This is a genomic window from Ectobacillus polymachus (assembly GCF_048159605.1).
GTDB classification, from domain to species: Bacteria; Bacillota; Bacilli; order Bacillales; family Bacillaceae_G; genus Ectobacillus; species Ectobacillus polymachus.
Genome location: NZ_JBLREB010000002.1, coordinates 158,400 through 171,580, shown reverse-complemented (window position 1 = coordinate 171,580; position 13,181 = coordinate 158,400). Strand labels below are relative to the sequence as shown.

The 13,181-nt window shown below is 37.7% G+C and carries 13 protein-coding genes; 6 read left to right on the top strand and 7 right to left on the bottom strand.

Translation table 11 applies throughout. From position 1 onward, the window contains the following. Positions 1-9: 9 nt before the first annotated feature. Positions 10-1,101 (top strand): GerAB/ArcD/ProY family transporter, encoded by a 1,092-nt coding sequence (locus tag ACM5BR_RS11435; protein WP_416828033.1) that lies wholly within the window; start codon positions 10-12, stop codon positions 1,099-1,101. A gap of 18 nt (positions 1,102-1,119) precedes the next feature. After that, positions 1,120-2,325, top strand: coding sequence for a Ger(x)C family spore germination protein (locus tag ACM5BR_RS11430; RefSeq protein WP_416828032.1), 1,206 nt, complete (start codon positions 1,120-1,122; stop codon positions 2,323-2,325). Positions 2,326-2,366: 41 nt separating this feature from the next. Here the strand turns inward: ACM5BR_RS11430 and ACM5BR_RS11425 are convergent, their stop codons facing one another. Genes ACM5BR_RS11425 through ACM5BR_RS11415 form a run of 3 tightly spaced genes read right to left on the bottom strand, consistent with a single transcriptional unit; the run spans position 2,367 to position 5,490 of the window. Then, a complete protein-coding gene (locus ACM5BR_RS11425; RefSeq protein WP_416828031.1) occupies positions 2,367-3,722 on the bottom strand; it encodes an ABC transporter substrate-binding protein in 1,356 nt (451 codons plus the stop codon). Positions 3,723-3,745: 23 nt separating this feature from the next. After that, complete coding sequence (locus tag ACM5BR_RS11420) at positions 3,746-4,561, bottom strand: carbohydrate ABC transporter permease (RefSeq protein WP_416828030.1); 816 nt, start codon at positions 4,559-4,561, stop codon at positions 3,746-3,748. Then, the gene (locus tag ACM5BR_RS11415) at positions 4,558-5,490 is read right to left on the bottom strand and encodes a carbohydrate ABC transporter permease (RefSeq protein WP_416828029.1); all 933 of its coding nucleotides are present in this window, start codon (positions 5,488-5,490) and stop codon (positions 4,558-4,560) included. The genes ACM5BR_RS11420 and ACM5BR_RS11415 overlap by 4 nt, the downstream gene beginning before the upstream one ends. A 193-nt stretch (positions 5,491-5,683) precedes the next feature. Here ACM5BR_RS11415 and ACM5BR_RS11410 point away from each other — a divergent pair, with 193 nt between their 5' ends. Beyond that, a complete protein-coding gene (locus tag ACM5BR_RS11410; protein WP_416828028.1) occupies positions 5,684-6,415 on the top strand; it encodes a glycerophosphodiester phosphodiesterase in 732 nt (243 codons plus the stop codon). Between the two features lie 162 nt (positions 6,416-6,577). Further along, positions 6,578-7,270 (top strand): DUF421 domain-containing protein, encoded by a 693-nt coding sequence (locus ACM5BR_RS11405; protein WP_416828027.1) that lies wholly within the window; start codon positions 6,578-6,580, stop codon positions 7,268-7,270. A gap of 285 nt (positions 7,271-7,555) precedes the next feature. On the opposite strand, the gene deoC is transcribed toward ACM5BR_RS11405, so the two are convergent. The 3 genes from deoC to ACM5BR_RS11390 all read right to left on the bottom strand — a co-directional run bounded on the left by deoC (position 7,556) and on the right by ACM5BR_RS11390 (position 9,871). Next, a complete protein-coding gene (gene deoC / locus ACM5BR_RS11400) occupies positions 7,556-8,188 on the bottom strand; it encodes a deoxyribose-phosphate aldolase (protein ID WP_416828026.1) in 633 nt (210 codons plus the stop codon). A 168-nt stretch (positions 8,189-8,356) separates the two neighbouring features. Continuing rightward, a complete protein-coding gene (gene deoD, locus ACM5BR_RS11395; protein ID WP_416828025.1) occupies positions 8,357-9,067 on the bottom strand; it encodes a purine-nucleoside phosphorylase in 711 nt (236 codons plus the stop codon). A 78-nt stretch (positions 9,068-9,145) separates the two neighbouring features. After that, positions 9,146-9,871, bottom strand: coding sequence for a GntR family transcriptional regulator (locus tag ACM5BR_RS11390; protein ID WP_416828024.1), 726 nt, complete (start codon positions 9,869-9,871; stop codon positions 9,146-9,148). 358 nt (positions 9,872-10,229) lie between these two features. Here ACM5BR_RS11390 and ACM5BR_RS11385 point away from each other — a divergent pair, with 358 nt between their 5' ends. Both ACM5BR_RS11385 and ACM5BR_RS11380 read left to right on the top strand, forming a co-directional pair. After that, positions 10,230-10,385 carry a hypothetical protein gene (locus ACM5BR_RS11385; RefSeq protein ID WP_416828611.1) on the top strand — a complete coding sequence of 52 codons (156 nt, stop codon included), beginning with the start codon at positions 10,230-10,232 and terminating at the stop codon, positions 10,383-10,385. A gap of 142 nt (positions 10,386-10,527) precedes the next feature. After that, positions 10,528-12,570, top strand: coding sequence for a transglycosylase domain-containing protein (locus ACM5BR_RS11380; RefSeq protein ID WP_416828023.1), 2,043 nt, complete (start codon positions 10,528-10,530; stop codon positions 12,568-12,570). A gap of 105 nt (positions 12,571-12,675) precedes the next feature. Here the strand turns inward: ACM5BR_RS11380 and ACM5BR_RS11375 are convergent, their stop codons facing one another. Further along, a complete protein-coding gene (locus ACM5BR_RS11375; protein ID WP_416828022.1) occupies positions 12,676-13,179 on the bottom strand; it encodes a YwhD family protein in 504 nt (167 codons plus the stop codon). Positions 13,180-13,181: the final 2 nt, after the last annotated feature.

Genomic DNA, 13,181 nt, shown 5'->3' with positions numbered 1-13,181 from the left:
GACTTATGTATGCAAAAGACAACGGCAACAACTATTAGCCCCTATCAATATTTCATATTGATTTTCTTTTTCATAATCGGAAACTCTATCCTTACAGCCCCTTCTTTACTCGTTTCGACTGCTAAACAGCAAGGATGGATACCCGGCATCCTTAGCCTTGTGATCGGCGTCCTACTTGCATTTTTATATACAAAAATTGCAGACAGGCAAAAAAGAACCCCATTCATTGCCTTTATTAGTAGTCTCTACGGAAAATGGATTGCCCTTTTCTTTACACTACACTACCTTTTCTTTTTCTGCACCTTAACTGCGCTTGTACTTCGCAGTATGGGAGACTTTGTCACAACGCAAATTATAACAGAAGCTCCAATTATCTCTACCCATATCGTATTCATGATCTTGGTTGTATACGGTGTAAAGCTCGGTCTTCCTACCATATGCCGATTTGGGGAAACTATTTTTCCAATCTTTCTCGTTTTAGTCCTTGTATTCTTTTTTTTCGTATCGACGAAGATTGAACCTGAAAATTTCCTTCCGTTTTTTCCTTTTGATTATAAATCAATAGCGAAAGCGACGATTACATTTTCAGGATTCCCCTTTTTTGAACTATGTACCTTTTTGGTGATCCAACCCTACGTCGTTCAAAAAAAACCATTAAAAAAAGTATTACCTTTAGGCACACTACTTGGAGGAATGGTACTGATTCTATTAACGCTACTATGTATTCTTGTTTTAACTCCTGAACTGACGAGTAGCTGTTTCTATCCAAGCTATGCGATGGCTCAGAAAATACGAGTAACAGAATTTATTGAACGAACGGAGCTGGTTATGGCTGTGCTATGGTTTATTTCCTTATTTTTCAAGATAGCAATCAGTTTTTACAACAGCGTCTCCCTTCTCGGAACCCTTTTTGCTGTGCAGAAAACAAACACAATGGTCATTCCCTTAGCTAGTATTATCATTATATACTCGATGGTCTTGAGCCCTAATGACGCCTATATACCTTTAAATGCAAAAGTCTGGCCCTACTACGCTGTTTTTTCTGGCTTGATCTTTCCTTGCCTTCTGCTACTGCGGAAACCAAAAGCATCAAAAAATTAAACAACCGAGGATACAACAATGAAACTTCAAATGAAGGTAGTTATTATCTTATGTCTACTCGTATTGCTCACCTCCTGCAATGGAAAGCGAGAATTAAATGAGCTAGGTATTGTATTAGCGATGGGGATTGATCGAAAGGATAACCAGTATTTAATTTCCCTGCAACTTGTTAACCCAAGTTCGATTGCTTCTCAAGGAAACACTGGCAATCGATCACCAGCTACTGTGTACACAACCTCTGGCAAGACGATTTTTGAGGCCGTTCGTCGCTTAACAAAAGAGACACCTCGGAAAAACTATTTTGCTCATTTACGTATATTGATTCTTTCAGAAGATCTCGCCCGACAGCAAGGGATAGGTTCTGTTCTCGATTTAATGGTTCGCGATCCGGAATTTCGAAAGGATTTCTATGTGCTTATTTCAAAGGGAACAAGTGCTTCAAGTATTCTTAGCGTCCTAACTCCTATTGAAAAAATTCCAGCTAATAAACTATTTAACTCACTCGAAACATCAGAAAAGGTTTGGGCACCATCGAAGGCGTTTACGTTAGATGAGCTAATTGTAACGATAGCGCGGATAGGAAAAGAAGCGGCATTATCAGGAGTACAAATAAAAGGAGAGGCTCAAGGCGGACAAAGCCCTGAAAATGTATCGAAAATAGTGCCAAATGCAAAATTGTCTATTACCAATGTAGCAGCTTTCAAAGAGGATAAACTGATTGGCTGGCTGAACGAAAAAGAAAGCAAAGGATACAATTATATTACCGATAATATCCACTCCTCCATCGGTTCCGTTCCATGTCCCAGTAATAAACAAAAAAAAATAGATATTGAAGTTGTACGCAGCAAAACAAAGACGAAAGCTCGTATTGATAAAAATGGAATTCCAATCATCGATGTCACCATTGAATCAGAAAGCAATGTAGGAGAGGTGGAATGTCCAGCTGATTTACTAAATCCAAGGACCATTCAAATACTCGAACAATCTTCTAACAACCATATAAAGAAATTGATGGAAGCTGCTCTGAAAAAAGCACAGGAAATGAAATCCGACATGTTTGGATTTGGTGATTTGATTTACCGCAAGCATCCAACCGAATGGCAAAAATTAAAGAGTGATTGGAGTGAAGTAGGCTTTTTAAAAGCAAAAGTGAACTTTCATGTTCATGACCATATTAATCATCTAGGAACCATGAATAACAGTCCTCTACAGCGTATACAATAAAAAAGCTCCTGACGAATCAGGAGCTTTTTCAATTGCGTAATTTATTTTACATTGGCTTTGTTATAGTTTGTAATGGCCGCATTGATTGTTTTTGCTGAATCTTGCATGGCTTGCGTCGGCGAAGAATCACCTTTAATCATTTTTTCAAGGTTCTGTTCAACCGTTTGACGAGCTTCTGGGAATACCCCTAACAACGCACCTGTAGATGTTTTTGGTGAATCATGTAATTGATTAATTGCTGTTTGGAATTGTGGATACTTTTGTAAATAATCCTTCATATCTTGTAAATCATAAGCTTTCTTTGTTACAGGGAAGTAACCAGTGTTTTGGCTCCAGAATGCTTGTTGCTCAGGTGATACCATGTATTTAATAAATTCGAATGCAGCTTTTTCTTTCGCAGGATCTTTTTTATCCATTACCCATAGAGATGCACCGCCGATTGATACGCCGTTGTTTTTAGCAGGATCTACAGTCGGAAGATAGGCTGTGCCAATTTCAAAACGATCGCCAACACCCTTCATGATATCTTTTAAAGATGCTGTAGAATCCATTGTCATTGCAACTTTACCAGCGATAAACGCACTCTTTGTATCATCTGTTTTACGTCCTAAGTTAACAGCAGCACCGCTGTCATATAGTTTTTTCCAAGAATCAAATACTTTTTGACCAGCACCGTTTGTATCAAATTCAACTTGCGTTGCTTTACCTGTACGACCATTTCCATTATTAGCATAATTAGCGCCTTGTTTCACTAGAAACTGTTCAAATAACCAACTATAAGAGGCAATCCCTAAACCATTACGTTCTACTTTGTCTCCATTTTTCTTCGTTAATTTGTTTGAGTCATCAATTAATTCATCAAATGTTTTTGGTGCTTTTTCAGGATCTAAACCTGCTTCTTTAAATGCTGTTTTGTTGTAATACAAAATTGGAGTAGAAGAGTTGAACGGCATAGAATATAATTTCTTATCAACTGTATAATATGCAAGTAAGTTTGGCTCTAAAGAAGATGTATCGAATTTTTGTTCATCAATTAGCTTTTGCATAGGAACAGCATAGCCGCTATCGATCATAAAACGAGTACCGATATCGTATACTTGCATAACATCCGGGCCTGCATTTCCTTTGGCAGCACTCTTCAATTTGTTAATCGCTTCATCATAAGTACCTTGGAATTGTGCAGTAACATGTACTTTCTTTTGGGAGTTATTAAAGTTCTCTACCATTTTGTTAATGGCTTCCCCACCGGCACCACCCATTGCATGCCAGAATGTAATTTCAACAGGAGCACCGCTGTCTGATGCAGTTGCATCTGTTTTTTGGTTAGAGCTACAGCCTGCTAACACAGTAGCAAAGGTGAAAACTGTCATGATGATGACTAACAATCTCTTTTTCATGATTACTCTCCTTTTATAGTAGATTAGCCCTTCACAGAACCAGATGTGATTCCGGACACGAGCTGCTTTTGCCCAAAGATAAAAATAAGTGTAGATGGAATTAACACGAGCACAATGCCGGCCATAATAATGCCGAACGACTGTGACTCCGCGTTTTGCAGCATTCCTACACCGATTTGGACAGTGCGCATGCTGTCTTTATTTGTAATAAGCAGCGGCCACATATACTGATTCCAGGTGCTTAAAAATGTATATACACCAAGAGAACCGATGGCTGGTCTGGATAAAGGAAGCAGAATTTGTAAGAAAAAGCGGAAATTGCTGCACCCATCCATTTTTGCTGCTTCATATAATTCTTTTGGAATGGTCATGAAATACTGTCTCATGAGGAAGATCCCCATCGCAGAAGTTAAATAAGGAATGGTTAATCCTTTAAAGGTATCCATCCAGCCCCATGAGCCGATGGTCATATAGTTTGCAATAATAATGGATTCACCTGGAATCATCATCGTTGCCAAAACAAATAAGAATAATAGATTCTTAAATGGTATACGAAAATATACAAACGCGTACGCGGCCAAACTACATATGATAATTTGTCCGATCGTTACAACGGTAGAAACGATAAAGCTATTTTTAATAAACGTAAAAAGCGGTGCACCAGCTAAGGCTGCTGTATAATTTCCAAAGTATAAGCCGCCAGGCAGCAGTACCTTTGGATTTGCAAACACTTCCTCTGGTCTCATAAAGCTCACGCTAATTGCGTAAAGTAGAGGAAGAATCACGATAATACCTACTAACAATTTCAACAGAAATAACATACGATTCTTTATCTTCATTGGTAATGCACCCACTTCTTTTCATAGCGAAATTGAATAAGCGTAACAACTAGCATCATGATAAACAAAATAATCGAGGATGCACTCGCAAGACTAAAGCGGTTATTCAAAAACGCCTGTTGATAGAGTGTATAGACAAGTACGTTCGTTGAGTTAGCAGGGCCGCCTTGCGTCATAATATTCACTTGTCCAAACGCTTGAAACACATCAATAATGTTCACGACAACAACGAAAAATAATGTCGGAGATAGAATCGGTATCGTAATTTTAAATAAGGTTTGTAAATAGCCAGCCCCATCAATAGCAGCACTTTCATAATATTCTTTTGGAATACTTTTCAGCCCAGCTAAAATCAAGATAAAATTAAACCCTAAGTGCATCCATGCTGTAACAATTGCAATGGCAATTAACGCCCAGCTTGGATCGCTTAGCCAACTAATTTGTTGTCCAATTACGTAATTAATAAGGCCAATTGTAGGATGATAGAGAAGCATCCAAATAACAGACGCACAGGAAATTGATACAGCCATAGGCATTGCATAGAGCACGCGCAGGATACCAACACCCTTTGCCTTTTTCTGCGTTAGCAATGCTAGTACAAATCCTCCTAAGATGGCTGGAATCACGGTAAAAATCACATATTTACATGTAACTACTAAGCTATTCAAAAACTCAGGTGACGTAAACAGCTCTTTGTAATTGTCGAAACCAACGAATCCAACGGCCTTCCCAACTAGATTCGTTACATGAAAGCTTAAGTAAATCGTTTTCAAAAATGGATAATATACAAAAACAATAAATATAAGAAATGCTGGAAATAGGTATACAAAAGGCTCAATCCTTTTCCAAATATGCATGTCCATTGCTTTTACTTTTTCTGTATGTATATGTACTTCCGACTTCTGCTCTGCTTCTATTGCAGGTTGCATGTTTTCCCCTCCCAACTCTCATACGCTTGTGAGTATAGCAATCGAATGTAAACTCATTTACAGATAAGTTTATAAATTCCGTTAAGAAGTTGAAAATAATGTTAAGGTTTGTAAATTTATTCAATTTGCTTGTCAGCATAACGGCTTGGATTCATAATGGTATCGTGAAAAAATCTTAAAGGGGAGCTTACAAATGAAAAATCAATCTCTCATTTTTGGACATCGTGGTGCGAAAGGTACTCATCCAGAGAATACAATAATTTCATTTCAAGAGGCAGAGCGCACTGGTGCGCATGGAATAGAATTCGATGTTCATCTATCCAAGGATGGAGAAATTGTCATCATTCATGATGAAACATTGAGCCGAACGACGAACGGCCGCGGTCTTGTAGTGGAGCATACACTTGAGGAACTAAAGCAGCTTGATGCAGGATCCCATTTTAACGCTGCATTTCAAGGGGAGCGTATCCCAACGCTGCGCGAAGTATTAACTTGGCTAGGCGGCAATAAGCTTCTTATTAACATCGAATTGAAAAATGACCGTATTCGCTATCCAGAACTAGAACAAAAAGTAGTTGATTTGGTTCGGGAATTCGGTTTGGAAAGGCGCGTCATCTTCTCTTCGTTCAACCATAGCTCCGTTGCTATGCTTGCAGATCTTGCTCCGGATATCGAAAGGGCCATTTTATATCATCATCATCTGAAGGATGCCTGCGGCGTGGCACGTCTCCATCATGCAAGCGGTCTTCACCCAAACTTTAAACTGCTTACGAAGGAATTCGTAGAGGAAGCAAAATCACAAGGCTTTGTACTTCGTCCTTATACGATTAATGAAGAGAAAGATATAAAACGAATGATCTCATATGGCGTAGATGCTATCATTACCGATTGGCCAAGCAAGGCTTTATCGTTACTTGGTGAATAAATTCAAAATAACACGTTTAAGAGATGACTATTTAGGTCATCTCTTTTTTAATTACAGCATCTTTCTCATAAATAGCAGCATATTTTTGTTTTGATTTATACATACTGTAAAGACAATATGATTCCTTGTAAGTATTTCTATATATGTTTGGAGAAAAAAATAATGAATGGTGTTATAGAATCCATCCTAAGGAGCTCTCTTTCTTTTCTTTTTTTACTATTGATGGCAAATAAACTTGGAAAAGTTGTAAATACAAAAGGCTCCTACTATAACTTTGTCTTTTATATTACAATCGGTTCCGTAGCTGCAAATCTGGGATTTAATATCAACCTCAAGTTTTGGCAAATACTTGCATCATTTTTGGCGTTTACGTGTATTGCTTATTTCTTAGCATATATGTCTGCAAACAATCGTTTTATAAGAAAATGGATCTCAGGTAAGCCGATGATAATAATTGAGGACGGAAACATTGTAGAAGCGAATATGAAGAAACTTAATTTTTCGATAGATATGTTACAGCAATTTCTAAGAGAAAAAGATGTTTTTCATATGAATGAGGTAGAATATGCTATTCTCGAAAATAATGGCACCCTATCTATTTTAAAAAAAGAGGCATATCGTTCTCCAACAAAACAAGACTTCGATATGTTAACAAATAAACATGCACTTCCTCTGGAATTGATCATAAATGGGGAATTCATTTATAAAAACTTACAATCTGCCGTTCATAACAAAGATTGGCTATTACAAAAATTAACAGAACGAAAACTTTCATTGAAAGATGTACAATATGCAGTTTTAAGCTCAGCTGGTCTTTTATTTATTCATCCATACTTAAATAACAATACAAAGTAAAAATTTTTTAAGTGGAGATGCCTCCCATCACCATCAAGTTAAGATTTTATTGCACCACCATAACGAAAATTTTATCTTTTCACAGTTATTTATGAGAGTTCGGCTCATTTTTTTCGTTTTGGGGAACAGTTAATTTCTTAAGTTGATGGGCATGTAGCGGTATCCCCAATAAGAAGATAGGGAGTCCCTAATAACTGGACCCCCTACTTTATTGTGAAACATTTATGATCTAAATAGAAGATACAGAATCATAAAATATAATAGCTACTCACATCATCTATTTATTTAATATACACCGTTACTTGTTCCAATACGAGTAGCTCCCGCTTCTACCATTGCTTTCATAATTTCTGGAGTTCTTACACCACCAGAAGCTTTAACACCAATGTTTTCACCCACGCATTTTCTCATTAGAGCTACATCTTCTACTTTCGCACCACCTGTCGAGAAGCCTGTTGATGTTTTGATGAAATCAGCTCCCGAATCACGGACAATGATGCTTACTTTTTCAATTTCTTCTTTTGTTAATAAACATGTTTCAATAATAACTTTTACAAGTGCTTTTCCTTTTGCAGCCTCCACAACTGCTTCAATATCTCGTTGAACAACTTCGTAATGTCCTGCTTTCAATTCTCCGATATTGATTACCATATCAATTTCATTTGCACCGTTATCAATTGCATCCTTTGTTTCGAATACTTTTGTATTCGTTGTATTTGCTCCTAACGGAAATCCAATTACAGTACATACTTTTACGTCAGAACCCTTCAGTACTTCAGCTGCTAAGGAAACCCAATAAGGATTTATGCATACAGATGCGAAGTCATGTTCTAACGCTTCGTGTAAAGTTTTTTCAACCGCTTCTTTTGTTGTATCTGCTTTTAAAATAGTGTGATCAATCAGTTTATTAAAATTCATTGAGTGTTCCTCCTTAATTTAGCGCCCTCATTTTAATTTGGACAGCATGCTTTTTCCGAATTTAGGCATTTTTACACTAAAATTATCTGCTATTATCGCTCCAATATCTGCTTTGGTTTACATATCTGAAGCCCATTGGTATTTATTCACATCGCCCGTTTCTATATTTTACAAACAAGCCTCTAATGCAATTTTCATCATTTTATCGAATGATGTTTGTCTTGCCTCAGCACTAATTTCCTCATGGGTTACTAAAGAATCTGAGATAGTTAGTATACACGCTGCTTGTTTTCCTAATATTCTTGCATTATGGAATAATGCATAACTTTCCATTTCTACACAAATACAATTATGTTCATTATAAAAATCAACATGATTTGGAACATTCGTTTCATGATAAAATACATCACTTGAATGTATTCTACCTTTAACAATAGGAGTATGAATGCGATTTGCAGTATCTTCAATTTTCTTCGTTAATAACTCACTAGGAAGCTGAATATCACCATTTACTCCTGCTTGAACCTTTGTAAAAGTTGATTCACTCCATGCACTATCAACAAGCACAATATCATGAATGTTCAAATTTTCAGTATAAGCACCTGCACTACCAATACGAATGATATTTTCTACGTCATAAAATTTATACAATTCGTATGAATAAATTCCTATACTTGGCATTCCCATACCAGATCCCATTACAGATATTTGTTTTCCTTTATAACTTCCTGTAAAGCCAAACATATTACGTACACCATTAAATTGCACTGGATTTTCTAAGTAGGTATCCGCAATATATTTCGCACGTAGTGGGTCTCCTGGCATTAAAACTGTGTTTGCAATTTCTCCGACTTTTGCAGCATTATGTGCTGTTGTCATATTATATCACTCCATTTTTTATTCTATTAAATATGTTATTTACATCTCCAAAACTAAAATACAATTAATTTTCCAATTCTATTGGTACATATTTAGTTTTATTTTCGAGAACTGTTGAGGTATATAAAATTTATTATAAATTAATGGATAATCTGCATTACTGTATAGGCTTTCTAATAGTAAAAAGCACTCATTTTGGCCAATTAGTTTTTCTTTCCGATCGGCAAAATTAAAGGTATGCGTATATTTTATTTCGATATTTCCATGCTTTGCATTAACATATACTTGGTTCTCTAGAAAATCTAGTAGTTGTTCCTTATTATTTAAGTCCAAGGATAAACTTTCTACCGTTTGCATGGACATATAAGTAAAAGCATAGGCTAATAAATCGCTTCCCTTTCTATACAAGCGTTCTAAAGCTACTACTGCAGATGAATCCCTTTTTAATACTTGTTTCGTGAATTTCGTTTCCGTGTCTAGTCGATAATGTAAATCTATTCGGTCAAATGTACCTATATGGCACTTATGCATAGGGTTACTTAATATTTCTAATTGACGATCCTCTTGTTTATAAAACGAATCGATTACAAAATTTCCCTTTCCGCGAATATTTCTCACTAATCCATCTTCTTGCAAAAGTGCTAAAGCTTGTCTTAAAGTTGCACGACTAATCCCTAGGCTCCTTGCTAAATCTGGTTCTGAAGGAAGCTGACTTCCTACAAGGTATTCTCCCTTCATAATTTGAAGGAGGAGCTCGTCATATACATTTATATAGAGTGGTCTTTTAAATTTATTTGTATTCATTCAGTATCCTCTTCCTAGAAATTTTAACAAAAAAACCAAAAATCTTTTTTGTATAGTAACATACTATTTTAGGAATTGTAAGAAAGAGGTACCTTATTAAGGCATATTCACATCAAAATTATCTCGGGAGCTGGTTTATCCTTTGTCGCTCCTGATGGGCTTACAAATATACCGGGAATATGATGGCTTCCATTAAGAATCGAAACGAGCTGTTTAGCAGTAATCATCGTTTTCTTTTGCTCCTTTAGTTGAAAATCTTGCTGTTTTTAGACATGTCTATTTTTTAGACAAGTTCAAAGTATCATATTTTTTTATTTTATGCAAGCGCTTTAAATAATAATAAAAGGGGTACCGGCACATGCCCATCAAGCTAAAGCGAAATTGTATCTATAAAAGAAAAAAACGTTATTCTTTTTGTAGAAATATACAGAAAGGAAACGTTTCAGGTATGAATTTATCGATTGTTTCAAATGCAACAACTCTTATTACGAAAGAAGAAAAAAGAGATAAGTGAATACAAAGCCATGTATATGATCTATTACATGTTCCCTCTTTTAGGTGTGAAAAATGGATAAGTTCAAGTCACCCCTTTAGGTTTAAAGATTGGATAAATCCTCCATACTAGTAAGAGTACGAATGTATTGGGGGGAGCATCGATGGAACTAACTACAACGAAAACAACAGCGAAACTTATTCGTATTCTAGGCAAGACTCTATTTGTTATTTCTTTTATTCTAGTAGCAACGCTATCCATCCTTTTCACCGCCGCTAAGATCGCCGGTCCACCTCCCATCACCGTCCCGCAAACGTCCGTTTTTTACGCAAATGACGATACGATTATCGGGCAAAGTCATACGGGGCAAAACCGGTATTGGGTTTCCCTAAAGGACATAAGCCCTTACGTAAAAACTGCGAGCATCGCAATTGAGGATCAGCACTTTTACGATCATAGCGGATTTGATCTAAAACGAATTGCTGGTGCTGCAATTGCTGATATAAAGGCAATGGCGATGGTGCAAGGAGCCAGCACGATCACACAGCAATACGCCCGAAACCTTTATCTAGGTCATGATAAAACATGGAAACGAAAAATAATGGAAGCTCTTTATACCATTCGTTTGGAAGTAAACTATGGGAAAGAAAATATATTAGAAGGATATTTAAATACGATTTATTACGGCAATGGAGCCTACGGAATTGAAGCGGCTTCCCGCCTTTATTTTCATAAGCATGCACAGGAATTGACACTTGCAGAAGCGAGTCTATTGGCAGGCATCCCAAAAGGGCCAAGCAATTATTCTCCTTATACAAACCTAGCGGAGGCCATCAAACGGCAGGAACTCATTCTTTTTGAAATGCAACAACAAGGCTACATTACAAAGGAACAAGAGCAAGAGGCGAAACAGCAAAAACTAACGATTGCACCGATGGAGAAGAAGGAAGAAGAAATTGCCCCTTACTTTCAGGATGCAGTTATGCAGTCTCTCCTGCATAATGCCAAAATTGATGATCAGGCAGTCGAACGCGGAGGCTTGCGCATCTATACGACATTAGATCGAAAGGTACAAGACATCACCGAACAGGCAGTTGCCCAAACGATTCCTAACACAACGGACCTGGAGGCATCTGTAATCGTAACAGACCCAAAAACCGGAGAGGTTAAGGCGCTACTTGGCGGCAAGGATTATCAAAAAAGCCAATTTAATCGCGCTACCCAAGCCTACCGGCAGCCTGGTTCAACATTTAAGCCATTTCTGTATTACGCAGCTTTGTCTCATGGATTTACAGCAGCTACTCGGCTTAAGAGTGAATTTACAAGCTTTCCTCTTAAAGACGGCGTCTCTACCTATAATCCATCCAATTACAATAATTATTATGCAAATGACTTCATAACAATGGCCCAAGCGCTTGCTGTATCCGATAATGTCTATGCTGTAAAAACCCACCTTTTTCTAGGAGAGGACACACTCGTTAACACAGCTAAACAGTTCGGCATTACGAGTGAACTGCGAGCTAATCCATCACTTGCTTTAGGAACATCACCCGTAAAACCGATTGAAATGGCCGGCGCGTACAGTATGTTCGCAAACGGAGGGAAACGTGTAACGCCTACCTTTATTCGTCGCATCGTCGATCGAGATGGAACGATCCTATATGACTCGCATGTAAATGGCGTCCAAGTATTGGATCGAAATGATGTTTCCATTATGCAAAGCCTTATGACCGGTATGTTTAACAAAAAACTAAACGGCTACGCAACCGTAACAGGTCAAGGAATAACTGACAGGCTTACGAGAACCTACGCAGGAAAATCGGGATCAACGACAACCGATAGCTGGATGATTGGCTTTACACCCAATCTCGTCACTACCGTCTGGACAGGCTATGACAAGGAAAAAGAAATAACAAATGTTAATGAACAACGCTACGCAAAAGAAATCTGGGCACAAATCATGGAACAAGCACTCTCTGATCAACCGAAAGCAGAGTTCGAAAAACCAGAACAAATTGTCACTCTCGATATCGATCCGAAAACCGGAAAAATTGTCAAAAATGGATGTGCCGAATCCGTTAGCATGAACTTTGTGAAGGGAACTGAACCAACCGAATACTGCATCGATGAAAAGAATGGAAACGACCAAGGAAAGCAAACACCGAAGCAAAACCAAAGCTGGTGGAGAAAATATCTGCCGTGGTAAATACAGCTGTCTCACAGACAGCTTTTCTTTCGTGCTCATACTTGCAATTCAACACAAAAAACCCATGGAGAACAAAATCACCATGGGTTTCTTCTTGAGAACCAATTATTCTCCAAGCAGTTCCTTCTTAAGCTGTTCGCTAGAGCGGTTCCATATATTAAGATTATGCTGCTTCAAAAATTGTCCTAGTACGGTTTTGGATGGTTCGTCCATATGATTAACGATGATGTGTCGTTTTAATGATTTGTCCATTCGGTTTACATGCTCAGGCAGGGACTTATAGCCGCGACGTATTTCACGGTCGACGGTCATTTCGCATGCGGTAACGCCAGCATAGTAAGCACCTTCTGGTAATTGTTCAATGGTTACCCAGACGAGCCAGTACGGTTTACCGTTTGGCACCTCTTCCTTATTCGCTAAAAATTTTATTCCTTTTTCCACTGCACTTCTTGCGTGCATAGCGCCGCTATCTACGACAGCAGTTCCTTCTGTTACGTCGATGATAACAGGTGAGACATTATCTAAACTTAAGCTACCAGCTCCATATCCGCCATGATTTGTTTCTTTTTTCATAATCGTGAAGCCCATTTTTTTACGTGGTTCCTCCATTT